Below are 24,741 nucleotides of genomic sequence, written 5' to 3' on the forward strand. Positions count from 1 at the left end.
AACACAAACCCCGGCCTTGTGCCGGGGTTTGTGTTTGTGGAGACACCACACTTCTTTCTGCGGGAGCGGGCTTGCTCGCGAAGGCGATTGATCATTCGACATCTGCATTGACTGATACACCGCATTCGCGAGCCGCTCCCACAGGGATCCGCATTTCAACAGAAACCGAGGAACCCCCATGGACTGGAACCCCCACATCACCGTCGCGACCATCGTCGAAGACAACGGCCGCTTCCTCATGGTGGAAGAATCCCAGGGCGGGCGCGCAGTGCTCAACCAGCCCGCCGGGCACCTGGACCCGGACGAAACACTGATCGAAGCCGCCGTGCGTGAAACCCTGGAGGAAACCGGCTGGGACGTCGAGCCCACCAGCGTGATCGGCATCTACCTGTACACCGCCCCCAGCAACGGCGTGACCTACCAACGGGTGTGCTTCGCTGCCAAGGCCTTGAAACACCACCCCGACTACCAGCTCGACGACGGTATCCTCGGCGCCAAATGGCTGACCCGCGACGAGCTGCTCGAACAGCGAGACCACTGGCGCAGCGAGCTGATCATCCGCTGCATCGACGATTATCTGGCCGGCCACAGCCACAGTCTGACGCTGATCCGTCCTTCTCTTTAGCCTTGCGCGCCCGGGCCTGATAGAATCGCGTCCTTTTTCAAGACACTCGTTGAATCCCTATGCGTGATCCAGTCCCTTCTGACACACAAAAGAAGCGCGTCATTGTCGGCATGTCCGGCGGCGTGGACTCTTCCGTTTCCGCCCTTCTGCTGATCGAGCAGGGTTATGAGGTGGAAGGCCTGTTCATGAAGAACTGGGAGGAAGACGACGGCACCGAATACTGCACCGCCATGGACGACCTGGCGGACGCCCAGGCCGTGTGCGACAAGATCGGCATCAAGCTGCACACCGCCAATTTCGCGGCCGAGTACTGGGACAACGTGTTCGAGCACTTCCTGGCCGAATACAAGGCCGGTCGCACGCCGAACCCGGACATCCTCTGCAACCGCGAAATCAAGTTCAAGGCGTTCCTCGACTACGCCATGACGCTCGGCGCCGATCTGATTGCCACCGGCCACTATGTACGCCGCCGCGACATCGACGGTCGCACCGAACTGCTCAAGGGCCTGGACCCGAACAAGGACCAGAGCTACTTTCTGCACGCCGTGGGCGGCGAGCAGATCGCCAAGACCCTGTTCCCGGTGGGCGAACTGGAAAAGCCTGAAGTGCGCGCCATCGCTGAAAAACACGCGCTGGCCACCGCCAAGAAAAAAGACTCCACCGGAATCTGCTTCATCGGCGAGCGACGCTTCAGCGACTTCCTCAAGCAATACCTGCCAGCCCAGCCAGGCGAGATCAAGACGACGGAAGGCGAAGTCATCGGCCGCCACCACGGCTTGATGTACCACACCATCGGCCAACGCCAGGGCCTGGGCATCGGCGGCCTGAAAGACGCCGGTGAAGAGCCGTGGTACGTATTGGTCAAGGACCTGGAACACAACGAGCTGATCGTCGGCCAGGGCAACAACCATCCGTGGCTGTTCTCCCGCGCCCTGCTCGCCTCCGACATCTACTGGGTCAACCCGATCGACCTGAACGAGCCGCGCCGCCTGACCGCAAAGGTTCGCTACCGCCAGAGCGACCAGCCTTGCACCCTGGAAAAAACCGCCACGGGCTACCGTGCGATCTTCGATGACCCGCAGCGGGCGGTCACGCCTGGCCAGTCTGTGGTGTTCTACGACGGCGAAATCTGCCTGGGCGGCGGCGTGATCGAAGTCGCCGAACCCTGGAGCAGCCAGACATGAGCCCCATCCAGGAACAACTGACGGCACTGGGCGGCGTGTTTCTCGCCGCCGTGCTGGTGGACAGGATCGCCAAGACCGGCCAGGCCACCGAAGCGGGCCTGGCCTGCATGCTCGGCAGCCTGTTGGTTCGCGACCCCAAGGACACCCTGGAAGTCTACGGCGGCGACGACCTGAACCTGCGCGAAGGTTATCGCGCCCTGATCGGCGCCCTGGAACGCGACCCCAGCGCCCTGCAACGCGAACCGCTGCGTTATGCCTTGTCGATGCTGGGCCTGGAACGCCAGCTGGCCAAGCGTGACGACATGCTGGAAACCATCGGCAAACGCTTGCCGCAGATCCAGTCCCAGGTCGAACATTTCGGCCCGTCCCACGAAAACGTCGTGGCCGCCTGCGGCGCGCTGTACCAGGACACCCTGAGCACCTTGCGCCAGCGCATCCAGGTGCACGGCGACATGCGCAACCTGCAGCAACCGAGCAACGCCTCGAAGATTCGCGCCCTGCTGCTGGCCGGGATCCGTTCGGCCCGCTTGTGGCGGCAACTGGGCGGCCATCGCTGGCAGCTGGTGATCAGCCGACGCAAATTGCTGAAAGAACTTTACCCGTTGATGCGCAACGAATAAGTCGCTTCAACCCGTTTTTTTGTGGCGAGGGAGCTTGCTCCCGCTGGGCTGCAAAGCAGCCCTGAATCCAGGCAACCCGCTGGATCAGCCTGACTCAGGGGGCTGCTTTGCAGCCCAGCGGGAGCAAGCTCCCTCGCCACGGGTAGTACATAGTTTTATCTCGTTACGCGTAACACGCCGGTCAGTTGGCGACGGACCGGCGCTTGTTTTCATGTATGATACGCGCCCCATTTCGTTGCCCGACTGTCCGAGAACACCCCATGCAGCTCTCTTCGCTCACTGCGGTTTCCCCTGTAGACGGCCGCTACGCCGGCAAAACCCAGGCCCTGCGCCCGATTTTCAGCGAGTACGGCCTGATTCGTGCCCGCGTCCTGGTTGAAGTGCGCTGGCTCCAGCGCCTGGCCGCTCACCCTGCCATCAGCGAAGTGCCGGCGTTTTCCGCCGAAGCCAACGCCGTGCTGAACGCCCTGGCCGACAACTTCGCGCTGGAGCACGCCGAGCGCGTCAAGGAAATCGAGCGCACCACCAACCACGACGTCAAGGCCATCGAATACCTGCTCAAGGAGCAGGCGGCCAAGCTGCCGGAACTGGCCAACGTCAGCGAATTCATCCACTTTGCCTGCACCAGCGAGGACATCAACAACCTGTCCCACGCCCTGATGCTGCGCGAAGGCCGCGATGAGGTGATGCTGCCGCTGATGCGCCAGGTCGCCCAGGCCATCCGCGAGCTGGCGATCCGCTTCGCCGACGTTCCGATGCTGTCGCGCACCCACGGTCAACCGGCCTCGCCGACCACCCTGGGCAAGGAGCTGGCGAACGTGGTGTACCGCCTGGAGCGCCAGATCGCCCAGGTGGCCGCCGTGCCGCTGCTGGGCAAGATCAACGGCGCCGTGGGCAACTACAACGCCCACCTGTCGGCCTACCCGGACATCGACTGGGAAGCCAACGCCCGCGCCTTCATCGAAGACGAGCTGGGCCTGAGCTTCAACCCGTACACCACCCAGATCGAGCCGCACGACTACATCGCCGAGCTGTTCGACGCCATCGCGCGCTTCAACACCATCCTGATCGACTTCGACCGTGACATCTGGGGCTACATCTCCCTGGGCTACTTCAAGCAGCGCACCATTGCCGGCGAAATCGGTTCCTCGACCATGCCGCACAAGGTCAACCCGATCGACTTCGAAAACTCCGAAGGCAACCTGGGTATCGCCAACGCACTGTTCCAGCACCTGGCGAGCAAACTGCCGATCTCCCGCTGGCAGCGCGACCTGACCGACTCCACCGTGCTGCGCAACCTGGGCGTGGGCTTCGCCCACAGCGTCATTGCCTACGAAGCCAGCCTCAAGGGCATCAGCAAGCTGGAGTTGAACGAGCAGAAGATCGCCGCCGACCTGGACGCTTGCTGGGAAGTCCTGGCCGAGCCGATCCAGACCGTGATGCGTCGCTACAACATCGAAAACCCGTATGAAAAGCTGAAAGAACTGACCCGTGGCAAGGGTATCAGCCCTGAAGCGTTGCAGACTTTCATCGATGGCCTGGACATGCCTGCCCAAGCCCGCGCCGAGCTGAAAAAGCTGACCCCGGCCAGCTACATCGGCAACGCGGCGGCACAAGCCAAGCGCATCTGATCCATCGCGCCGCCCTGAGACGCCCGGCCGCGCCGGGCGTTTTTATTCGCGTCTGAAAAGTATATTTTTTCAATAGGTTACACATGAATCCTGATATTCCTCTGCAACTCCTGGGCGGCATCACGGCACGGGAGTTCCTGCGCGACTACTGGCAGAAAAAGCCCCTGCTGATCCGTCAGGCAATCCCTGACTTCGAAAGCCCGATCGACGCCGACGAACTGGCGGGCCTGGCCCTGGAAGAGGAAGTCGAATCGCGCCTGGTGATCGAACACGGCGAGCGCCCTTGGGAGTTGCGTCGCGGCCCGTTCGCCGAAGATGAATTCAGCAAGCTGCCCGAGCGCGACTGGACTTTGCTGGTGCAGGCCGTCGATCAGTTCGTCCCCGAGGTCAGCGAACTGCTGGAGCACTTCCGCTTCCTGCCAAGCTGGCGCATCGACGATGTGATGATCAGCTTTGCCGCGCCAGGCGGCAGCGTGGGTCCGCATTTCGACAACTACGACGTCTTCCTGCTGCAAGGCCAGGGCAAGCGCAACTGGAAAATCGGCCAGATGTGCAATTCCGAAAGCCCGCTGCTGGAGCATGCCGACCTGCGCATCCTCGACGGCTTCGACGCTACCGACGAGTGGACCCTGGAACCGGGCGACATGCTCTACCTGCCACCGCGCCTGGCGCACTGGGGCGTGGCGGTGGATGACTGCCTGACCTACTCCGTAGGCTTTCGCGCACCGAGCGCCGCCGAAGTGCTGACCCACTTCACCGACTTCCTCAGCCAGTTCCTGCCGGACGAAGAACGCTACACCGACGCCGACGCGCGCCCAGTGGCCGATCCGCACCAGATCCAGCACGACGCCCTCGACCGCCTCAAGGGCCTGCTGGCCGAGCACATGAGCGACGAGCGCCTGCTGCTGACCTGGTTCGGCCAGTTCATGACCGAGCCGCGCTACCCGGAACTGGTGACCGGCCCGGAGCTGGAAGAAGACGATTTGCTGGCCGGCCTGGAACAAGGCGCCGTGATCATCCGCAACCCAAGCGCCCGCCTGGCGTGGTCGGAAGTCGATGACGACCTGCTGTTGTTCGCCAGCGGCCAGAGCCGCTACCTGCCGGGCAAGCTGCGCGAGCTGCTGAAAATGATCTGCGCCGCCGATGCCCTGCACATCGAGAACCTTGGCCCATGGCTGGCCGACGAAGACGGTCGCGGCTTGATCTGCGAGCTGGTCAAGCAAGGTAGCCTGGGGTTTGCCGATGAATAAAATCCACGTTCGTGTCGCAGACTGGCAAAAGGATAACGCCGAGATCCGGCGCATTCGTGAGAGCGTGTTCATTGTCGAACAGTCCGTCCCGCCGGAACTGGAGTGGGACGCCGACGATCAGGGCGCCGTGCACTTCCTGGCATTCGAAGGCGACTTCCCCATCGGCACCGCTCGCCTGCTGACCGACGGCCACATCGGCCGCGTCTCGGTGCTCAAGGATTGGCGCGGCCTGAAGGTGGGCGATGCATTGATGCACGCGGTGATCACCGAAGCCGAGAAACGCGGGCTCCAGCAGCAGATGCTCAGCGCCCAGGTGCACGCCACGCCGTTCTATGAGCGCCTGGGGTTTGCCATCATGAGCGAGGAGTTTCTCGAAGCCGGGATTCCCCATGTGGACATGGTTCGCCGCTCGGCCTGACCCCCTGTGGCGAGGGAGCTTGCTCCCGCTGGGCTGCGCAGCGGCCCCTGTTTTTTGGGGTTCGCTTCGCGACCCAGCGGGAGCAAGCTCCCTCGCCACAAAAGCATCATCCGACACCCCCAAACGCCCCGCCATCCATCGATGCCGGGGCGTTTTGCCGTCTACCATTCAACTTGCCCCACCCGGGGCCGACAAACTGGCAATATCAAGCCTTTGTCTCGCGGAGAAATGGACATGTCCCTACGCACCCTGCTGACCACCCTGCTGCTTGGCTGCAGCCTGTCGGTGATGGCCGACACGCAAGTCGTGCCCTTGAACTACCGCACCAGCGCCGACCTGTTGCCGGTCGCGCAGAACTTCATCGGCAAGGACGGCCAGGTCAGCGCCTATGGCAATCAACTGATCGTCAACGCCGAACCGGGCAAGATCGAAGAACTCCGGCAGTTCCTGGCGCAACTGGACACCGCACCCAAGCGCCTGCTGATCACGGTCGACACCAACGAAAACAACCTGCAGGGCGATCAGGGCTACTCGATCAACGGCGCCGCGCCCAGCCAGACCCGCATCATCAACCACAGCACCGACAGCCGTGAAGGCGGCGTGCAGCAGGTGCAAGCGAGCGAAGGCCAGCCGGCGCTGATCCAGGTCGGCCAGAGCGTGCCGTACACCAGCAACCAGACCGACAACTACGGCCGCGTGCAAAGCCAGACCCAATACCGCAACGTCACCCAGGGTTTCTACGTCACTGCCAGCGTCACCGGAGAGATCGTCCACCTGAGCATCAGCACCAATCGTGACCGTATGAGCCAGGAACGTCCCGATGTAGTGAACGTTCAAAGCACCGACACAACCGTCAGCGGACGCCTGGGCGAATGGATCACCCTGGCCGGCGTGAATCGCCAGACTCAAGCCGACAAGCAGGGCCTGACCCGCAGCTACTCGACCCAGGGCCGCGATGACATGATTTTGCGGGTCAAGGTCGACACCCTGAACTGAAGCACCAAAAACTGACTGATGAGTCGTATTAGACCAAAGATGTAGTGCCACGAAAAAAGCACTACAAAACGTTTGACGAGCAAAAAAACCGAAGGCATGATGGCCTCGCTCCCGCTAATCAGGGGCCCTGGCAAGGGCCTTCGGGTCGACGCTTGCAACCACCCTGCGAGCCGATTCGTGTCTGTACCGCCCACAAGGTGTGTTTGACGAGGTTGCGACTGGAACGAAGTTGTCCCGAGGGACGGAAGCGTAACTAGGTAACCCGGCATCACTCTGAGTTCACATGAAGGCCCACGACGCCCGAATGCGCCCGCAGTCCGCCCGTACCTGCTCACTTTCCCCTTCGAGCCATCGTTCACCCCGTCGCCACCCGCCCGAACCGACTTGACCGTCCAGCCCCTGGCCAGCGAGCAGCCCCTACCAAATGACTGGCAGGCGGCAGGCAGGTTTTCTGACTTTCATACAAGACGCGACGAGGTTTATTTCCATGGCACTGACACGCGAACAGCAAATTGCAGCCCTTGAAAAAGACTGGGCTGAAAACCCGCGCTGGAAAGGCGTGAAGCGCAACTACTCCGCCGCTGACGTCGTCCGCCTGCGTGGCTCGGTCCAACCTGAGCACACCCTTGCAAAAATGGGCGCCGACAAGCTCTGGAAACTGGTGACCCAGGGCGCCAAGCCTTCCTTCCGTCCCGAGAAGGATTTCGTCAACTGCATGGGCGCCCTCACCGGCGGCCAGGCCGTGCAGCAAGTCAAGGCCGGGATCCAGGCCATCTACCTGTCGGGCTGGCAAGTGGCGGCGGACAACAACTCCGCCGAATCGATGTACCCCGACCAGTCGCTGTACCCGGTGGATTCGGTTCCAACCGTGGTCAAGCGCATCAACAACTCGTTCCGCCGTGCCGACCAGATCCAGTGGAAAGCCGGCAAGAACCCGGGCGACGAAGGCTACATCGACTACTTCGCACCGATCGTGGCTGACGCCGAGGCCGGTTTCGGCGGCGTACTCAACGCCTACGAGCTGATGAAGAGCATGATCGAAGCCGGCGCTGCAGGCGTTCACTTCGAAGACCAACTGGCTTCGGTGAAGAAGTGCGGCCACATGGGCGGCAAGGTCCTGGTGCCTACCCAGGAAGCCGTGCAGAAGCTGACCGCAGCCCGCCTGGCGGCCGACGTTGCCGGCGTACCGACCATCATCCTGGCCCGTACCGACGCCAACGCCGCTGACCTGCTGACTTCCGACTGCGACCCGTACGACCAGCCGTTCGTGACCGGCACCCGCACCCCGGAAGGTTTCTACAAGGTACGTGCCGGCCTCGACCAGGCCATCGCCCGCGGCCTGGCCTACGCGCCGTACGCCGACCTGATCTGGTGCGAAACCGCCAAGCCGGACCTGGACGAAGCCCGCCGCTTCGCCGAAGCGATCAAGAAGGAATACCCGGACCAGATCCTGTCGTACAACTGCTCGCCTTCCTTCAACTGGAAGAAAAACCTGGACGACGCGACCATCGCCAAGTTCCAGCGCGAACTGTCCGCCATGGGCTACAAGCACCAGTTCATCACCCTGGCCGGCATTCACAACATGTGGCACAGCATGTTCAACCTGGCGCACGACTACGCCCGCAACGACATGACCGCCTACGTGAAACTGCAAGAGCAGGAATTCGCCGACGCGGCCAAGGGCTACACCTTCGTGGCGCACCAGCAGGAAGTGGGCACGGGCTACTTCGACGACATGACCACTGTGATCCAGGGTGGCGCTTCGTCGGTGACCGCGCTGACCGGCTCGACCGAGGAAGAGCAGTTCCATTGATTCGCTGAACCGCGGCCCTTGCGGACCGAATCAAAGCTAACCGCAAGGCCGACGATCTGAACGCCCCGACTGGCTCGGGGCTTTTTTTCGCCTATTCTTTATCAGCCACGCATTCCCCTGAATCCGTGGCGAGGGAACTTGCTCCCGCTTGAGCGCGAAGCGCTCACTAGAGGGCTGCTGCGCAGCCAGCGGGAGCAAGCTCCCTCGCCACAGGAGTTCAGGCCGGCTCTTGGCAAGCGTCGTCGCAGCAGATGAATGAAATGATAGGAAAATTGATCGAACGCAGTATTAGAGCGTCCGAATAAGAGTAAAACGGCCGCGCCGACAATTGCAGTAGCGGCGATGCCAGACTAGTTACAAGCCAGTGCACCGGATTATTCACGAAAAACCCGGCCAAACAAAAACAATTATCATTTAGGTGGACCGCTACTTTGTTACATCCAGCAGAAAATATTATTGACGAATAAACGGCCAATGCCCGCCGGGCCGGGGCTGTGGGCTCTTGGGGGTGCGCTATGTCTTTATTCCAATAAATAATTTCGCTATAGGAATTTTACTTGCCCGGTGTTTAGCCATAAAATCACCGCGATTGATTGCTGCGACATATCGTCACTGCGTTATTTCTTTTCAAGCTCAGAGACCTTTGCTCTCTGTTAAGGATTTCCAGCATGCCCGAAGCGACAGGACTCATGGCCCACAACTGGGGCTTTGCCATTTTCCTTCTGGGTGTTGTCGGCCTTTGTGCCTTCATGCTCGGTGTGTCGAGCCTACTCGGGTCACGAGCCTGGGGCCGCAGCAAAAACGAACCGTTCGAGTCCGGCATGCTACCCACCGGTGGCGCCCGCTTGCGGCTCTCAGCCAAATTCTATCTGGTCGCGATGCTGTTCGTGATCTTCGATATCGAAGCCCTCTTTCTCTTTGCATGGTCTGTGTCCGTCCGCGAAAGCGGCTGGACCGGATTCGTCGAAGCACTCGTTTTCATAGCAATTCTGTTGGCAGGTCTTGTCTACCTATACCGAGTGGGGGCACTTGATTGGGCTCCGGAAGCTCGGCGCAAGCGACAAGCGAAGCTGAAACAATGAGGCTTTGGCAATGCAATACAATCTCACCAGAATCGACCCCGATGCTCCTAACGAGCAGTACCCGATTGGCGAACGGGAGACCGTCGCCGATCCGTTAGAGGATCAGGTCCACAAGAACATCTTCATGGGCAAGCTCGAAGACGTGCTGAACAGCACGGTCAACTGGGGTCGCAAGAACTCCCTGTGGCCGTACAACTTCGGCCTTTCGTGCTGCTACGTGGAAATGACCACCGCCTTCACGGCGCCCCACGACATCGCGCGCTTTGGCGCCGAGGTTATCCGGGCATCGCCGCGCCAAGCGGACTTCATGGTTATCGCCGGTACCTGCTTCATCAAGATGGCGCCGATCATCCAGCGTCTCTACGAGCAAATGCTCGAACCGAAGTGGGTTATCTCCATGGGTTCGTGCGCCAACTCCGGTGGCATGTACGACATCTATTCCGTCGTTCAAGGGGTGGACAAGTTCCTGCCCGTGGACGTCTACGTGCCCGGCTGCCCGCCTCGCCCTGAAGCTTTCCTGCAAGGCTTGATGCTGTTGCAGGAGTCGATTGGCCAGGAGCGTCGCCCACTGTCCTGGGTCGTCGGTGATCAAGGCGTCTATCGCGCCGAGATGCCGTCGCAAAAGGAACAGCGCCGCGAACAGCGTATCGCAGTCACCAACCTGCGCAGCCCCGACGAAGTCTGATCCAGCTCTGTTCCTGAACAAGAAACGAGAACCTGGCTTCATTCTCTACGTTGACCGAAAGCGATAAATAACCATGACTACAGGCAGTGCTCTGTACATCCCGCCTTACAAGGCAGACGACCAGGATGTGGTCGTCGAACTGAACAACCGTTTCGGCGCCGACGCGTTCACCGTCCAGGCGACCCGCACCGGCATGCCGGTGCTGTGGGTTGCCCGCGCCCGACTCATCGAAGTCCTGACCTTCCTGCGCAACCTGCCCAAGCCGTACGTCATGCTCTATGACCTGCACGGCGTGGACGAGCGCCTGCGCACCAAGCGCCAGGGGCTGCCCGAGGGCGTCGACTTCACCGTGTTCTACCACCTGCTGTCGATCGAACGTAATAGTGACGTAATGATCAAGGTCGCCTTGTCCGAGAGCGACCTCAGCGTGCCGACCGTGACCGGTATCTGGCCGAACGCCAACTGGTACGAGCGTGAAGTGTGGGACATGTTCGGTATCAACTTCCCGGGCCACCCGCACCTGACGCGCATCATGATGCCGCCGACCTGGGAAGGTCACCCGCTGCGCAAGGACTTCCCGGCCCGTGCCACCGAGTTCGATCCGTTCAGCCTGTCCCTGGCCAAGCAACAGCTCGAGGAAGAAGCCGCGCGCTTCCGCCCCGAAGACTGGGGCATGAAGCGTTCCGGGCCGAACGAGGACTACATGTTCCTCAACCTCGGTCCGAACCACCCTTCGGCCCACGGTGCATTCCGTATCATCCTGCAGCTGGACGGCGAAGAGATCGTCGACTGCGTCCCGGACATCGGCTACCACCACCGTGGCGCCGAGAAGATGGGCGAACGCCAGTCCTGGCACAGCTACATCCCGTACACCGACCGCATCGACTACCTCGGCGGTGTGATGAACAACCTGCCGTACGTGCTCTCGGTCGAGAAACTGGCCGGGATCAAGGTGCCGGAAAAGGTCGACGTCATCCGCATCATGATGGCCGAGTTCTTCCGCATCACCAGCCACCTGCTGTTCCTGGGTACCTACATCCAGGACGTGGGCGCCATGACGCCGGTGTTCTTCACCTTCACCGACCGCCAGAAAGCCTACACCGTGATCGAAGCCATCACCGGCTTCCGCCTGCACCCGGCCTGGTACCGCATCGGCGGCGTCGCGCACGACCTGCCGCGCGGCTGGGAAAAACTGGTCAAGGACTTCGTCGAGTGGATGCCCAAGCGCCTGGACGAATACACCAAGGCGGCGTTGCAGAACAGCATCCTCAAGGGTCGTACCATCGGGGTCGCTGCCTATAACACCAAGCAAGCCCTGGAATGGGGCGTCACCGGTGCAGGCCTGCGTTCCACCGGCTGCGACTTCGACCTGCGCAAGGCACGCCCTTACTCCGGCTACGAGAACTTCGAATTCGAAGTGCCGCTGGCGACCAATGGCGACGCCTACGACCGCTGCATGGTTCGCGTCGAGGAAATGCGCCAGAGCGTCAAGATCATCGAACAGTGCATGCGCAACATGCCAGAAGGCCCGTACAAGGCGGATCACCCGCTGACGACGCCGCCGCCTAAAGAGCGCACGCTGCAACACATCGAAACCCTGATCACGCACTTCCTGCAAGTTTCGTGGGGCCCGGTCATGCCGGCCAACGAATCCTTCCAGATGATCGAAGCGACCAAGGGCATCAACAGTTATTACCTGACGAGCGATGGCGGCACCATGAGCTACCGCACCCGGATCCGCACCCCAAGCTATCCGCACCTGCAGCAGATCCCTTCGGTGATCAAAGGCAGCATGGTCGCGGACATGATTGCGTACCTGGGTAGTATCGATTTCGTTATGGCCGACGTGGACCGCTAAGCATGAACAGCACGCTTATCCAGACTGACCGTTTCGCCCTGAGCGAAACCGAGCGCTCGGCCATCGAGCACGAGCTGCATCACTACGAAGACCCGCGCGCGGCGTCGATCGAAGCCCTGAAGATCGTCCAGAAGGAACGTGGCTGGGTGCCTGACGGCGCGCTCTACGCCATCGGCGAGATCCTCGGCATCCCGGCCAGCGACGTTGAAGGTGTGGCCACTTTCTACAGCCAGATTTTCCGCCAGCCGGTGGGTCGCCACATCATTCGCGTCTGCGACAGCATGGTCTGCTACATCGGCGGCCATGAGTCCGTGGTCAGCGAAATCCAGAGCAAACTGGGCATCGGCCTGGGCCAGACCACTGCAGACGGCCGTTTCACGCTGCTGCCAGTGTGCTGCCTGGGCAACTGCGACAAGGCGCCGGCACTGATGATCGACGACGACACCTTCGGTGGCGTTGCGCCGGACGGTGTCGCCAAACTGCTGGAGGGCTACGTATGACCCTGACTTCCTTCGGGCCCGCCAACCGTATCCAGCGTTCGGCCGAAACCCATCCCCTGACCTGGCGTCTGCGCGACGACGGCGAACCGGTGTGGCTGGACGAATACCAGGCCAAGAACGGCTATGCCGCCGCACGCAAGGCTTTCACCCAGATGGCCCAGGACGACATCGTCCAGACCGTGAAAGACTCCGGCCTCAAGGGTCGTGGCGGCGCGGGCTTCCCCACTGGCGTGAAGTGGGGCCTGATGCCCAAGGACGAATCCATCAACATCCGCTACCTGCTGTGCAACGCGGATGAAATGGAGCCCAACACCTGGAAAGACCGCATGCTGATGGAGCAACTGCCCCATCTGCTGATCGAAGGCATGCTGATCAGCGCCCGTGCGCTGAAGACCTACCGTGGCTACATCTTCCTGCGCGGCGAATACACCACCGCTGCCAAGCACCTGAACCGTGCCGTGGAAGAAGCCAAGGCCGCAGGCCTCTTGGGCAAGAACATCCTGGGTTCGGGTTTTGATTTCGAGCTGTTCGTCCACACCGGTGCCGGGCGCTACATCTGCGGTGAAGAAACCGCACTGATCAACTCCCTGGAAGGCCGCCGCGCCAACCCGCGCTCCAAGCCGCCCTTCCCTGCCGCCGTCGGCGTGTGGGGCAAGCCGACCTGTGTGAACAACGTCGAAACCCTGTGCAACGTGCCGGCGATCATCGCCGACGGCGTGGACTGGTACAAATCCCTGGCCCGCGACGGCAGCGAAGACATGGGCACCAAGCTCATGGGCTTCTCCGGCAAGGTCAAGAACCCCGGCCTGTGGGAACTGCCCTTCGGCGTCACCGGCCGCGAGCTGTTCGAAGACTACGCCGGCGGCATGCGCGACGGCTACAAGCTCAAATGCTGGCAGCCTGGCGGTGCCGGTACCGGTTTCCTGTTGCCGGAACACCTGGACGCACAAATGTATGCCGGCGGCATCGCCAAGGTGGGCACCCGCATGGGTACCGGCCTGGCCATGGCGGTGGACGACAGCGTCAACATGGTTTCGCTGCTGCGCAACATGGAGCAGTTTTTCGCCCGCGAATCCTGCGGTTTCTGCACCCCTTGCCGCGATGGCCTGCCGTGGAGCGTCAAGCTCCTGATGGCCCTCGAGAAAGGCCAAGGCCAAGCCGGCGACATCGAGACCCTGTTGGGCCTGGTCGGCTTCCTCGGCCCAGGCAAGACCTTCTGTGCTCACGCACCGGGTGCCGTCGAGCCATTGGGCAGCGCAATCAAATACTTCCGCCCCGAGTTCGAGGCCGGCATCGCGCCCACCAGCGCCGCCGTCCCGCCTCTGGCAAAGCCGATCGTAGTCGGCGCGTAAACGCTTAAAAAGGCGAAGGGTCCGTGCCCTTCGTCCTCTCGTGTGATGACGCCGTAGACGGCTGTGTTGATTCACGCGAGTAGCAAGATTCCATTAGCCACGCCCGCTGACACCGGGCCAACGAAGAACTTTGAACCATGGCCACTATCCACGTAGACGGCAAAGCGCTCGAAGTCGACGGGGCAGACAACCTGTTACAGGCATGTCTGTCGCTGGGCCTCGACATCCCTTATTTCTGCTGGCACCCCGCCCTTGGCAGCGTTGGCGCCTGTCGCCAGTGCGCAGTCAAGCAATACACCGATGAGAACGACACCCGCGGCCGGATCGTCATGTCCTGCATGACCCCGGCCACCGACAACACCTGGATCTCCATCGACGATGAAGAATCCAAGGCGTTTCGCGCCAGTGTCGTCGAATGGCTGATGACCAACCACCCGCACGACTGCCCGGTCTGCGAAGAAGGCGGTCACTGCCACCTGCAAGACATGACGGTGATGACCGGCCACAACGAGCGCCGTTATCGCTTCAAGAAGCGCACCCACCAGAACCAGCAGCTGGGGCCGTTCATTTCCCATGAGATGAACCGCTGCATCGCCTGCTACCGCTGCGTGCGTTACTACAAGGACTACGCCGGCGGTACCGACCTGGGCGTATTCGGCGCCCACGACAACGTGTACTTCGGTCGCGTCGAAGACGGCACCTTGGAAAGCGAGTTCTCGGGCAACCTCACCGAGGTCTGCCCGACCGGTGTGTTCACCGACAAGACTCACTCCGAGCGCTACAACCGCAAGTGGGACATGCAGTTCTCGCCGAGCATCTGCCATGGCTGCTCCAGCGGTTGCAACATTTCCCCGGGCGAGCGCTACGGTGAACTGCGTCGTATCGAAAACCGCTACAACGGTTCGGTCAACCAGTACTTCCTGTGCGACCGTGGCCGCTTTGGCTACGGCTACGTCAACCGCACCGACCGTCCACGCCAGCCATTGCTGGCGGACGGCGCCAAGTTGAACGTCGACGAAGCCCTCGACAAGGCCAGCGAACTGCTGCGCGGTCGCAACATCGTCGGCATCGGTTCGCCACGGGCCAGCCTGGAAAGCAACTACGCCCTGCGTGAACTGGTCGGTGCCGAGCACTTCTACAGCGGCATCGAAGCCGGTGAGCTGGAGCGCATCCGCCTGGTGCTGCAAGTGCTCAAGGACAGTCCGCTGCCCGTGCCGACGATGCGCGACATCGAAAACCACGACGCCGTGTTCGTCCTGGGTGAAGACCTGACCCAGACCGCCGCCCGCATGGCCCTGGCCCTGCGCCAGTCGGTCAAGGGCAAAGCCGAGGAAATGGCCGACGCCATGCGCGTGCAGCCATGGCTCGACGCCGCGGTGAAGAACATCGGCCAGCACGCGCTGAACCCGCTGTTCATTGCCAGCCTCGCTGAAACCAAGCTCGACGACGTGGCCGAAGAATGCGTCCACGCGGCACCGGACGACCTGGCCCGCATCGGCTTCGCCGTTGCCCACGCCCTGGATGCCAGCGCCCCGGCCGTCGAAGGCCTGGACAGCGAAGCGACCGCCCTGGTCCAACGCATCGCCGATGCCCTGCTGGCCGCCAAGCGTCCGCTGATCGTCGCCGGCACCTCCCTGGCATCGAAAGCACTGATCGAAGCCGCCGCCAACATCGCCAAGGCCTTGAAGCTGCGCGAGAAGAACGGCTCCATCAGCCTGGTCGTGCCGGAAGCCAACAGCCTCGGCCTGGCCATGCTCGGTGGCGAGTCGGTGGACGCAGCCCTGCAAGCGGTGATCGACGGCAGCGCCGACGCCATCGTGGTGCTGGAAAACGACCTGTACACCCGCACCGACAAAGCCCGTGTGGACGCCGCCCTGAACGCCGCGAAAGTGCTGATCGTCGCCGACCACCAGAAAACCGCCACTACCGACCGCGCCCAGCTGGTGCTGCCGGCGGCGAGCTTCGCCGAAGGCGACGGCACCCTGGTCAGCCAGGAAGGTCGCGCCCAGCGCTTCTTCCAGGTCTTCGACCCGCAATACATGGACGCCAGCATCCTGGTCCACGAAGGCTGGCGCTGGCTGCATGCCCTGCGTTCCACCTTGCTGAACCAGCCGATCGACTGGACGCAACTGGACCACGTGACCGCCGCCGTCGCTTCGAGCAACGCGCAACTGGCCGGTATCGTCGACGCCGCGCCGTCCGCCTCGTTCCGTATCAAGGGCCTGAAACTGGCTCGTGAACCGCTGCGTTATTCCGGCCGTACTGCGATGCGCGCCAACGTCAGCGTGCACGAACCGCGCACCCCGCAAGACCAGGACACCGCGTTCGCCTTCTCCATGGAAGGTTACTCGGGCTCCGCCGAACCGCGCTCGCAGGTGCCGTTCGCCTGGTCGCCGGGCTGGAACTCGCCGCAAGCCTGGAACAAGTTCCAGGACGAAGTCGGTGGTCACCTGCGTGCTGGCGACCCGGGCTCCCGCCTGATCGAAAGCCAGGGCGATGGCCTGAGCTGGTTCGCCAGCGTTCCACGCGCCTTCAACCCGGCTCCGGGCACCTGGCAGGTCGTGCCGTTCCATCACTTGTTCGGCAGCGAAGAGAACTCTTCCAAGGCCGCGCCCGTGCAGGAACGCATCCCGGCCGCCTACGTGTCGCTGGCAAAATCCGAAGCCGATCGCCTGGGTGTCAACGATGGCGCCCTGCTCAGCCTGAACGTTGCCGGCCAGACCCTGCGTCTGCCACTGCGCATCAATGAAGAACTGGGCGCCGGCCTGGTCGCCCTGCCAGCCGGACTGGCGGGTATCCCACCGGCGGTATTCGGCAAGACTGTCGACGGTCTGCAGGAGGCAGCGCAATGAGCTGGTTCACCCCCGAAGTGATCGAGGTGATCCTGACGGTTCTCAAGGCCATCGTGATCCTGCTGGCCGTGGTGGTCGCAGGCGCCTTGCTGAGTTTCGTCGAACGTCGCCTGCTGGGCTGGTGGCAGGACCGTTACGGTCCGAACCGTGTCGGCCCGTACGGCATGTTCCAGATCGCCGCCGACATGATCAAGATGTTCTTCAAGGAAGACTGGACGCCGCCGTTTGCCGACAAGGTGATCTTCACCCTGGCACCGGTGGTGGCCATGAGCGCCTTGCTGATCGCCTTCGCGATCATCCCGATCACCCCGACCTGGGGCGTGGCGGACCTGAACATCGGCCTGCTGTTCTTCTTCGCCATGGCCGGCCTGTCGGTGTACGCGGTGCTGTTCGCCGGCTGGTCGAGCAACAACAAGTTCGCCCTGCTGGGCAGCCTGCGGGCCTCGGCCCAGACTGTGTCCTACGAAGTGTTCATGGGCCTGGCGCTCATGGGCGTGGTGGTCCAGGCCGGCTCGTTCAACATGCGCGACATCGTTGAGTACCAGGCCCAGAACCTGTGGTTCATCATTCCGCAGTTCTTCGGCTTCTGCACCTTCTTCGTCGCCGGCGTGGCGGTGACTCACCGTCACCCCTTCGACCAACCGGAAGCGGAACAGGAACTGGCCGACGGCTACCACATTGAATACGCCGGCATGAAATGGGGCATGTTCTTCGTCGGTGAGTACATCGGCATCGTCCTGATCTCGGCTCTGCTGGTCACGCTGTTCTTCGGCGGCTGGCACGGTCCGTTCGACATCCTGCCGCAACTGTCCTTCGTGTGGTTCGCCCTGAAGACTGCGTTCTTCATCATGCTGTTCGTCCTGCTGCGCGCCTCCATCCCGCGTCCGCGCTACGACCAGGTGATGGACTTCAGCTGGAAGTTCTGCCTGCCACTGACCCTGATCAATTTGCTGGTGACCGCTGCGATCGTGTTGATGAACACGCCTGCGGCCGCGGTTCAGTGAGGATTTGACCCATGTTCAAATATATTGGCGACATCGTTAAGGGTACCGGTACCCAACTGCGAAGCCTGGTCATGATCTTCGGCCATGGCTTTCGCAAGCGCGACACCCTGCAATACCCTGAAGAGCCGGTCTACCTGGCGCCGCGTTATCGCGGCCGCATCGTCCTGACCCGCGACCCCGACGGCGAAGAGCGCTGCGTGGCCTGCAACCTGTGCGCCGTGGCCTGCCCGGTCGGTTGCATTTCGCTGCAGAAAGCCGAAACCGAAGACGGTCGCTGGTACCCGGACTTCTTCCGCATCAACTTCTCACGCTGCATTTTCTGCGGCCTGTGCGAAGAAGCGTGCCCGACCACCGCGATCCAGCTCACGCCGGACTTCGAAATGGCCGACTTCAAACGTCAGGACCTGGTGTACGAGAAAGAAGACCTGCTGATTTCCGGTCCCGGTAAAAACCCTGATTACAACTTCTATCGTGTTGCAGGTATGGCCATCGACGGTAAGCCCAAAGGCGCCGCGCAGAATGAAGCCGAACCGATCAACGTGAAGAGCTTGCTGCCTTAAGGAAGAAAGATGGAATTCGCTTTCTATTTCGCATCGGGTATCGCGGTGGTGTCCACGCTTCGTGTGGTCACCAACACCAACCCCGTGCACGCCCTGCTCTACCTGATCGTCTCGCTCATTGCCGTGGCCATGACGTTCTTCGCCCTGGGTGCGCCGTTTGCCGGCGCCCTGGAAGTGATCGCCTACGCCGGCGCCATCATGGTGCTGTTCGTGTTCGTGGTGATGATGCTCAACCTCGGCCCGGCCGCGGTCCAGCAGGAACGCTCCTGGCTCAAGCCCGGCATCTGGGCGGGGCCGGTGATTCTCGCCGCCCTGCTGCTGGGTGAACTGCTGTATGTGCTGTTCGCTCACCAGAGCGGCCAGGCCATCGGCCACACCACCGTAGGCGCCAAGGCCGTGGGCATCAGCCTGTTCGGCCCGTACCTGCTGGTGGTCGAACTCGCCTCGATGCTGCTGCTTGCCGCAGCCGTCACGGCGTTCCACTTGGGCCGTAACGAGGCGAAGGAGTAATCACATGCCTGCTATCCCTCTCGAACATGGTCTGGCCGTTGCCGGCATCCTGTTCTGTCTCGGTCTGGTCGGCCTGATGGTCCGCCGCAACATTCTGTTCGTGCTGATGAGCCTGGAGGTCATGATGAATGCCTCCGCCCTGGCCTTCATCGTCGCGGGCGCTCGCTGGGCGCAACCGGATGGACAGATCATGTTCATCCTGGTGATCAGCCTTGCAGCCGCCGAGGCCAGTATCGGCCTGGCGATCCTGTTGCAGCTGTATCGCCGCTTCCACACTCTCGATATCGACGCTGCCAGCGAGATGCGCGGATGAACCTACTCTTCCTGACTTTTGTATTCCCCCTCATCGGTTTCCTGTTGCTGTCGTTCTCCCGTGGACGCTGGTCGGAAAACCTCTCGGCGCTGGTTGGCGTCGGTTCCATTGGCCTGTCTGCCATCGTCACGGCCTACGTGATCTGGCAGTTCAACATCGCCCCGCCCGAAGGTGGCGCGTACGTGCAAGTGCTGTGGCGCTGGATGGCGGTAGAAGGCTTCACGCCGAACTTCGCCCTGTACCTGGACGGTTTGTCGGTGACCATGCTGGGCGTGGTGGTCGGCGTGGGTTTCCTGATCCACCTGTTCGCCTCCTGGTACATGCGCGGCGAAGCCGGTTATTCGCGCTTCTTCGCCTACACCAACCTGTTCATCGCCAGCATGCTGTTCCTGGTGCTGGGCGATAACCTGCTGTTCCTGTACTTCGGCTGGGAAGGCGTGGGCCTGTGCTCGTACCTGTTGATCGGCTTCTACTACAGCAACCGCAACAACGGTAACGCCGCACTCAAGGCGTTCATCGTGACCCGGATCGGTGACGTGTTCATGGCCATCGGCCTGTTCATCCTGTTCCAGCAACTGGGCACGCTGAACATCCAGGAACTGCTGGTGCGTGCGCCCGAGCACTTCAAGGCCGGCGACTTCTGGATCGTCCTGGCGACGCTGATGCTGCTGGGCGGTGCCGTCGGTAAATCCGCGCAACTGCCACTGCAAACCTGGTTGGCGGACGCGATGGCCGGCCCTACCCCGGTCTCGGCACTGATCCACGCCGCGACCATGGTGACCGCAGGCGTCTACCTGATCGCCCGTACCCACGGCCTGTTCGCCCTGGCGCCGGACATCCTGCACCTGGTGGGCATCGTCGGTGGCGTGACCCTGGTGCTGGCCGGTTTCGCGGCACTGGTACAGACCGACATCAAGCGTATCCTCGCGTACTCGACCATGAGCCAGATCGGCTACATGTTCCTGGCCCTGGGCGTGGGTGCCTGGGAAGGCGCGATCTTCCACCTGATGACCCACGCCTTCTTCAAGGCCCTGCTGTTCCTTGCCTCCGGTGCGGTGATCGTTGCCTGCCACCACGAGCAGAACATCTTCAAGATGGGCGGCCTGTGGAAGAAACTGCCGTTGGCCTACGCCAGCTTCATCGTCGGCGGCGCGGCCCTCGCGGCCCTGCCACTGGTCACCGCCGGTTTCTACTCCAAGGACGAGATCCTCTGGGAAGCGTTCGCCAGCGGTAACCAGGGCCTGCTCTATGCCGGCCTGGTGGGTGCGTTCATGACCTCGCTGTACACCTTCCGCCTGATCTTCATCGCGTTCCACGGTGAAGCCAAGACCGAAGCCCACGCCGGCCATGGCATTGCCCACTGGCTGCCGCTGTCGGTACTGATCGTGCTGTCGACGTTCGTCGGCGCCATGATCGTTCCGCCGCTGCACGGTGTGCTGCCGGAAAGCGTCGGCCATGCCGGCGGCGAAGCCAAGCACAGCCTGGAAATCGCCTCGGGCGCCATTGCCTTGTCGGGCATCCTGCTGGCCGCCCTGCTGTTCCTGGGCAAGCGCCGTTTCGTCACGGCGATCGCCAACAGCGGCCTCGGCCGTGTCCTTTCGGCCTGGTGGTTCGCCGCCTGGGGCTTCGACTGGATCTACGACAAACTGTTCGTCAAGCCATACCTTGCGATCAGCCACATTCTGCGCAAAGACCCGCTCGACCAGACCATTGGCCTGATCCCGCGCATGGCCAAGGGCGGCCACACTGCCCTGAGCCGTACCGAGACCGGTCAACTGCGTTGGTATGCGGCTTCCATGGCGGCTGGCGCCGTGCTGGTTATCGGCGCCATCGTGCTGGTAGCGGTCTGATATGAACCTTGCGAACTTGCGAAAGGAAACGAGCCCGTCATGATTCTGCCCTGGCTAATCCTGATCCCCTTTATCGGCGGCCTGCTGTGCTGGATCGCGGAGCGCTCCAGCTCCACGCTCCCGCGCTGGATTGCGCTGCTGACCATGTCCCTGGAACTCGCGCTCGGCCTCTGGCTGTGGGCGACCGGCGACTATTCATTTGCTCCGGCCCCTGGCGCCGATCCGACCTGGGCGCTTGAATTCAAGCACGCCTGGATCGCGCGTTTCGGCATCAGCGTGCACCTGGCCCTCGACGGCCTGTCGCTGCTGATGATCCTGCTGACCGGCCTGCTGGGTATCCTCTCTGTCCTGTGCTCCTGGAAAGAGATCCAGCGTCACGTCGGCTTCTTCCACCTGAACCTGATGTGGATCTTGGGCGGTGTCGTCGGCGTGTTCCTGGCGCTGGACCTGTTCATGTTCTTCTTCTTCTGGGAAATGATGCTGGTGCCGATGTACTTCCTCATCGCGCTCTGGGGTCACAGTTCTTCGGACGGCAAGAAAACCCGGATCTACGCGGCGACCAAGTTCTTCATCTTCACCCAGGCTTCCGGCCTGATCATGTTGGTGGCGATCCTTGGCCTGGTGCTGGTCAACTTCAACAACACCGGCGTGATTACCTTCAACTACGCCGACCTGTTGAAAACCAAGATGTCGGCGGGCACCGAGTACATCCTGATGCTTGGCTTCTTCATCGCCTTCGCGGTGAAGCTGCCGGTGGTGCCGTTCCACTCCTGGTTGCCTGACGCTCACGCCCAGGCGCCGACCGCAGGTTCCGTGGACCTGGCCGGTATCTTGCTCAAGACAGCGGCCTACGGCCTGTTGCGCTTCGCCCTGCCGATGTTCCCCAATGCCTCGGCCGAGTTTGCGCCGATTGCCATGACCCTGGGCCTGATCGGGATTTTCTACGGTGCGTTCCTGGCGTTCGCCCAGACCGACATCAAGCGCCTGATCGCGTTCTCCAGCGTTTCGCACATGGGCTTCGTGCTGATCGGGATCTACTCCGGCAGCCAACTGGCCCTGCAAGGCGCGGTGGTACAGATGCTCGCCCACGGCCTGTCGGCGGCGGCACTCTTTATCCTCAGCGGCCAGCTGTACGAGCGCCTGCACACCCGGGACATGCGTGAGATGGGTGGCGTGTGGTCGCGCATCGCTTACCTGCCGGCCATCAGCCTGTTCTTCGCAGCCGCTTCCCTGGGCCTGCCGGGCACCGGCAACTTCGTCGGTGAGTTCCTGATCCTGATCGGCACGTTCGCCAGTTCGCCGTGGATCGTCGCCATCGCCACTTCCGGCCTGGTGTTCGGTTCGGTCTACTCGCTGATCATGATCCACCGCGCCTACTTCGGCCCGTCCAAGTCGGACGAAGTGTTGCGTGGCATGGACGGTCGTGAACTGATCATGGTGCTGGGCCTTGCGGCGCTGCTGGTTTACCTCGGCGTGTCCCCGCAACCGTTCCTCGACACTTCTGCCGCCACGATGCATGGCGTGCAGCAGTGGCTCGGCACTGCCTTCTCTCAACTCGCTTCGGCCCGGTAAGAGCGCTATGGAATTCACGATTCAACACTTTATCGCGCTTGCACCGCTGTTGATCACCAGCGCCACGATCATCGTGGTCATGCTGGCGATCGCCTGGCGGCGCAATCACTCGCAGACCTTCCTGCTGTCGGTGGCGGGGCTGAACCTGGCCTTGCTGTCGATTTTGCCGGCCCTGAAAGTCGCGCCATTGGCGGTCACCCCGCTGTTGCAGATCGACAGCTTCGCGTGCCTGTACATGGCGCTGATCCTGGTCGCCACCCTCGCCTGCGTCACCCTCGCCCACGCCTACCTGGGTGATGGCGGCTCGGGTTACCCGGGCAACCGCGAAGAACTGTACCTGCTGATCCTGATGGCCGCCGCCGGTGGCCTGGTCCTGGTCAGCGCGCAGCACCTGGCCAGCCTGTTCATCGGCCTGGAACTGCTGTCGGTACCGGTCTACGGCCTGGTGGCCTACGCCTTCTTCAACAAGCGCTCCCTGGAAGCCGGCATCAAGTACATGGTGCTGTCGGCCGCCGGCTCGGCGTTCCTGTTGTTCGGCATGGCCCTGCTCTACGCCGAAGCCGGCACCCTGAGCTTCGTCGGCATCGGCCAGGCCCTGGCGGCCACCGGCCTGCCTAGCCCGATCGCGCAGTTGGGCCTGGCCATGATGCTGATCGGCCTGGCGTTCAAGCTGTCGCTGGTACCGTTCCACCTCTGGACCCCGGACGTCTACGAAGGTGCTCCGGCACCGGTGGCGGCGTTCCTGGCCACCGCGTCGAAAGTGGCTGTGTTCGCGGTCATGGTGCGTCTGTTCCAGATCTCGCCAGTGGCCAGCAGCGGTGTGTTGAGCAACGTGCTGACCGTCATCGCCATCGCGTCGATCCTGTTCGGTAACCTGCTGGCGCTGACCCAGAGCAACCTCAAGCGTCTGCTGGGTTACTCGTCCATCGCCCACTTCGGTTACCTGCTGATCGCCCTGATCGCCAGCAAGGGCCTGGCCGTGGAAGCCATCGGCGTGTACCTGGTCACCTACGTGATCACCAGCCTCGGCGCCTTCGGCGTGATCACCCTGATGTCCTCGCCGTACAATGGCCGCGACGCCGACGCCCTGTACGAATACCGCGGCCTGTTCTGGCGCCGTCCGTACCTGACCGCCGTGCTGACCGTGATGATGCTGTCCCTGGCCGGCATCCCGCTGACCGCCGGCTTCATCGGCAAGTTCTACATCATCGCCACCGGCGTCGAGGCTCACCAATGGTGGCTGGTCGGTTCCCTGGTACTGGGCAGCGCCATCGGCGTGTTCTACTACCTGCGCGTCATGGTCACCCTGTACCTGATGGAACCCAACCTGCGTCGCCACGATGCCGAGTTGCACTGGGAGCAGAAAGCAGGCGGCGTGATGCTGCTGGCCATCGCGGTACTCGCCTTCTTCCTCGGCGTGTACCCGCAGCCATTGCTGACCCTGGCCCAACAGGCCGGTCTGACGGGCTGATTGCCCGGACGGTGTAGCCACGAAAAACCCGTATCGCGAGATGCGGGTTTTTTATTTGAGGGGGCAGAATCCGCTCTAACCGAAAGCAAACATGCCCGCTCGATTTCCCTCCCCTCAACCTTCCGTCTGTAAGAAGACCAGCCTAAACAGCGCAATGCTGTTCACCTAAGGCCACCGACAACCCCGTGGCGAGGGAGCTTGCTCCCGCTGGGCCGCGAAGCGGCCCCAAACCTTGCCGAATACGCAGCACCAGACACACCACCCCCGCCCACAGCCACTTCGCCCAAGACGGCGGACCGACCGAACGGTAACAAACCGGCCTTTGCGTAGGACCGCTCCTAAGAAATTCGCAATCTCGTTATAGGACGCGTCTGAAACGTCTCCAGACGGGCAAATAACCTACGCCAAAAAATGGAACTTTCCGCTGAAACTCTCCCACGCTAATCCGCCAAAAAAACGCAAACCCGACCATGGGGAAATTTGCTCGTCCCATGTTCGCCCGGCCGGAGTAACAAGGAATGTTTTCAACAATGTTAGGCCGCGATGCTAGCCCGGATGCAACGCAAGGCGTTGCCACGGAGGACGCCGAATGAAC

Annotated in this window: 21 protein-coding genes; all 21 read left to right on the forward strand. The window is 62.2% G+C overall.

The window, feature by feature from the left end:
* The first annotated feature begins 178 nt into the window (after window positions 1-178).
* The 21 genes from ACODSJ_RS15080 to nuoN all read left to right on the forward strand — a co-directional run bounded on the left by ACODSJ_RS15080 (window position 179) and on the right by nuoN (window position 24,146).
* Entirely contained in the window at window positions 179-625 is a 447-nt protein-coding gene (locus tag ACODSJ_RS15080; protein WP_489102487.1) for an NUDIX hydrolase, read from the forward strand.
* 59 nt (window positions 626-684) lie between these two features.
* On the forward strand, window positions 685-1,809 hold the full coding sequence (gene mnmA, locus ACODSJ_RS15085; RefSeq protein WP_489102488.1) for a tRNA 2-thiouridine(34) synthase MnmA: 1,125 nt from the start codon (window positions 685-687) through the stop codon (window positions 1,807-1,809).
* Window positions 1,806-2,429 carry a high frequency lysogenization protein HflD gene (hflD, locus tag ACODSJ_RS15090; protein WP_489102489.1) on the forward strand — a complete coding sequence of 208 codons (624 nt, stop codon included), beginning with the start codon at window positions 1,806-1,808 and terminating at the stop codon, window positions 2,427-2,429. Before mnmA ends, hflD begins: the two co-directional genes overlap by 4 nt.
* A gap of 260 nt (window positions 2,430-2,689) precedes the next feature.
* Complete coding sequence (purB, locus tag ACODSJ_RS15095) at window positions 2,690-4,060, forward strand: adenylosuccinate lyase (protein WP_489102490.1); 1,371 nt, start codon at window positions 2,690-2,692, stop codon at window positions 4,058-4,060.
* An 83-nt stretch (window positions 4,061-4,143) separates the two neighbouring features.
* Entirely contained in the window at window positions 4,144-5,310 is a 1,167-nt protein-coding gene (locus ACODSJ_RS15100) for a ribosomal protein uL16 3-hydroxylase (protein ID WP_489102491.1), read from the forward strand.
* Window positions 5,303-5,728 (forward strand): GNAT family N-acetyltransferase, encoded by a 426-nt coding sequence (locus ACODSJ_RS15105; protein WP_489102492.1) that lies wholly within the window; start codon window positions 5,303-5,305, stop codon window positions 5,726-5,728. The genes ACODSJ_RS15100 and ACODSJ_RS15105 overlap by 8 nt, the downstream gene beginning before the upstream one ends.
* Before the next feature lie 234 nt (window positions 5,729-5,962).
* Complete coding sequence (locus ACODSJ_RS15110; protein WP_489102493.1) at window positions 5,963-6,724, forward strand: secretin N-terminal domain-containing protein; 762 nt, start codon at window positions 5,963-5,965, stop codon at window positions 6,722-6,724.
* Between the two features lie 487 nt (window positions 6,725-7,211).
* Window positions 7,212-8,537: an isocitrate lyase gene (gene aceA, locus ACODSJ_RS15115; RefSeq protein ID WP_489102494.1), complete on the forward strand. Its 1,326-nt coding sequence runs from the start codon at window positions 7,212-7,214 to the stop codon at window positions 8,535-8,537.
* A 668-nt stretch (window positions 8,538-9,205) separates the two neighbouring features.
* Window positions 9,206-9,619: an NADH-quinone oxidoreductase subunit A gene (locus tag ACODSJ_RS15120; protein WP_003180067.1), complete on the forward strand. Its 414-nt coding sequence runs from the start codon at window positions 9,206-9,208 to the stop codon at window positions 9,617-9,619.
* A 10-nt stretch (window positions 9,620-9,629) separates the two neighbouring features.
* Window positions 9,630-10,304: a NuoB/complex I 20 kDa subunit family protein gene (locus ACODSJ_RS15125; RefSeq protein WP_003180065.1), complete on the forward strand. Its 675-nt coding sequence runs from the start codon at window positions 9,630-9,632 to the stop codon at window positions 10,302-10,304.
* A gap of 73 nt (window positions 10,305-10,377) precedes the next feature.
* Window positions 10,378-12,162, forward strand: coding sequence for an NADH-quinone oxidoreductase subunit C/D (gene nuoC / locus ACODSJ_RS15130; RefSeq protein WP_489102495.1), 1,785 nt, complete (start codon window positions 10,378-10,380; stop codon window positions 12,160-12,162).
* 2 nt (window positions 12,163-12,164) lie between these two features.
* Window positions 12,165-12,662 carry an NADH-quinone oxidoreductase subunit NuoE gene (nuoE, locus tag ACODSJ_RS15135; protein ID WP_489102496.1) on the forward strand — a complete coding sequence of 166 codons (498 nt, stop codon included), beginning with the start codon at window positions 12,165-12,167 and terminating at the stop codon, window positions 12,660-12,662.
* Window positions 12,659-14,014: an NADH-quinone oxidoreductase subunit NuoF gene (nuoF, locus tag ACODSJ_RS15140; RefSeq protein WP_489102497.1), complete on the forward strand. Its 1,356-nt coding sequence runs from the start codon at window positions 12,659-12,661 to the stop codon at window positions 14,012-14,014. Before nuoE ends, nuoF begins: the two co-directional genes overlap by 4 nt.
* A gap of 137 nt (window positions 14,015-14,151) precedes the next feature.
* Window positions 14,152-16,866, forward strand: a complete 2,715-nt coding sequence (nuoG, locus tag ACODSJ_RS15145) for an NADH-quinone oxidoreductase subunit NuoG (RefSeq protein WP_489102498.1) — start codon at window positions 14,152-14,154, stop codon at window positions 16,864-16,866.
* The gene (nuoH, locus tag ACODSJ_RS15150; RefSeq protein ID WP_489102499.1) at window positions 16,863-17,870 is read left to right on the forward strand and encodes an NADH-quinone oxidoreductase subunit NuoH; all 1,008 of its coding nucleotides are present in this window, start codon (window positions 16,863-16,865) and stop codon (window positions 17,868-17,870) included. Before nuoG ends, nuoH begins: the two co-directional genes overlap by 4 nt.
* 11 nt (window positions 17,871-17,881) lie before the next feature.
* Complete coding sequence (gene nuoI / locus ACODSJ_RS15155; protein ID WP_260961416.1) at window positions 17,882-18,430, forward strand: NADH-quinone oxidoreductase subunit NuoI; 549 nt, start codon at window positions 17,882-17,884, stop codon at window positions 18,428-18,430.
* 9 nt (window positions 18,431-18,439) lie between these two features.
* Complete coding sequence (gene nuoJ, locus ACODSJ_RS15160; RefSeq protein WP_489102500.1) at window positions 18,440-18,940, forward strand: NADH-quinone oxidoreductase subunit J; 501 nt, start codon at window positions 18,440-18,442, stop codon at window positions 18,938-18,940.
* A gap of 4 nt (window positions 18,941-18,944) precedes the next feature.
* On the forward strand, window positions 18,945-19,253 hold the full coding sequence (gene nuoK, locus ACODSJ_RS15165) for an NADH-quinone oxidoreductase subunit NuoK (RefSeq protein ID WP_003180046.1): 309 nt from the start codon (window positions 18,945-18,947) through the stop codon (window positions 19,251-19,253).
* Complete coding sequence (nuoL, locus tag ACODSJ_RS15170) at window positions 19,250-21,103, forward strand: NADH-quinone oxidoreductase subunit L (protein ID WP_489102501.1); 1,854 nt, start codon at window positions 19,250-19,252, stop codon at window positions 21,101-21,103. The genes nuoK and nuoL overlap by 4 nt, the downstream gene beginning before the upstream one ends.
* A 39-nt stretch (window positions 21,104-21,142) precedes the next feature.
* On the forward strand, window positions 21,143-22,675 hold the full coding sequence (nuoM, locus tag ACODSJ_RS15175; protein WP_489102502.1) for an NADH-quinone oxidoreductase subunit M: 1,533 nt from the start codon (window positions 21,143-21,145) through the stop codon (window positions 22,673-22,675).
* Between the two features lie 7 nt (window positions 22,676-22,682).
* Complete coding sequence (nuoN, locus tag ACODSJ_RS15180) at window positions 22,683-24,146, forward strand: NADH-quinone oxidoreductase subunit NuoN (RefSeq protein ID WP_489102503.1); 1,464 nt, start codon at window positions 22,683-22,685, stop codon at window positions 24,144-24,146.
* Window positions 24,147-24,741: the final 595 nt, after the last annotated feature.

Source organism: Pseudomonas sp. FG6 (assembly GCF_057809015.1).

Excerpts from the sequence above, each read along its gene's own strand:
- ACODSJ_RS15080 (WP_489102487.1), top strand. The coding sequence starts at position 179 with ATGGACTGGAACCCCCACATCACCGTCGCGACCATCGTCGAAGACAAC.
- mnmA (WP_489102488.1), top strand. The coding sequence starts at position 685 with ATGCGTGATCCAGTCCCTTCTGACACACAAAAGAAGCGCGTCATTGTC.
- hflD (WP_489102489.1), top strand. The coding sequence starts at position 1,806 with ATGAGCCCCATCCAGGAACAACTGACGGCACTGGGCGGCGTGTTTCTC.
- purB (WP_489102490.1), top strand. The coding sequence starts at position 2,690 with ATGCAGCTCTCTTCGCTCACTGCGGTTTCCCCTGTAGACGGCCGCTAC.
- ACODSJ_RS15100 (WP_489102491.1), top strand. The coding sequence starts at position 4,144 with ATGAATCCTGATATTCCTCTGCAACTCCTGGGCGGCATCACGGCACGG.
- ACODSJ_RS15105 (WP_489102492.1), top strand. The coding sequence starts at position 5,303 with ATGAATAAAATCCACGTTCGTGTCGCAGACTGGCAAAAGGATAACGCC.
- ACODSJ_RS15110 (WP_489102493.1), top strand. The coding sequence starts at position 5,963 with ATGTCCCTACGCACCCTGCTGACCACCCTGCTGCTTGGCTGCAGCCTG.
- aceA (WP_489102494.1), top strand. The coding sequence starts at position 7,212 with ATGGCACTGACACGCGAACAGCAAATTGCAGCCCTTGAAAAAGACTGG.
- ACODSJ_RS15120 (WP_003180067.1), top strand. The coding sequence starts at position 9,206 with ATGCCCGAAGCGACAGGACTCATGGCCCACAACTGGGGCTTTGCCATT.
- ACODSJ_RS15125 (WP_003180065.1), top strand. The coding sequence starts at position 9,630 with ATGCAATACAATCTCACCAGAATCGACCCCGATGCTCCTAACGAGCAG.
- nuoC (WP_489102495.1), top strand. The coding sequence starts at position 10,378 with ATGACTACAGGCAGTGCTCTGTACATCCCGCCTTACAAGGCAGACGAC.
- nuoE (WP_489102496.1), top strand. The coding sequence starts at position 12,165 with ATGAACAGCACGCTTATCCAGACTGACCGTTTCGCCCTGAGCGAAACC.
- nuoF (WP_489102497.1), top strand. The coding sequence starts at position 12,659 with ATGACCCTGACTTCCTTCGGGCCCGCCAACCGTATCCAGCGTTCGGCC.
- nuoG (WP_489102498.1), top strand. The coding sequence starts at position 14,152 with ATGGCCACTATCCACGTAGACGGCAAAGCGCTCGAAGTCGACGGGGCA.
- nuoH (WP_489102499.1), top strand. The coding sequence starts at position 16,863 with ATGAGCTGGTTCACCCCCGAAGTGATCGAGGTGATCCTGACGGTTCTC.
- nuoI (WP_260961416.1), top strand. The coding sequence starts at position 17,882 with ATGTTCAAATATATTGGCGACATCGTTAAGGGTACCGGTACCCAACTG.
- nuoJ (WP_489102500.1), top strand. The coding sequence starts at position 18,440 with ATGGAATTCGCTTTCTATTTCGCATCGGGTATCGCGGTGGTGTCCACG.
- nuoK (WP_003180046.1), top strand. The coding sequence starts at position 18,945 with ATGCCTGCTATCCCTCTCGAACATGGTCTGGCCGTTGCCGGCATCCTG.
- nuoL (WP_489102501.1), top strand. The coding sequence starts at position 19,250 with ATGAACCTACTCTTCCTGACTTTTGTATTCCCCCTCATCGGTTTCCTG.
- nuoM (WP_489102502.1), top strand. The coding sequence starts at position 21,143 with ATGATTCTGCCCTGGCTAATCCTGATCCCCTTTATCGGCGGCCTGCTG.
- nuoN (WP_489102503.1), top strand. The coding sequence starts at position 22,683 with ATGGAATTCACGATTCAACACTTTATCGCGCTTGCACCGCTGTTGATC.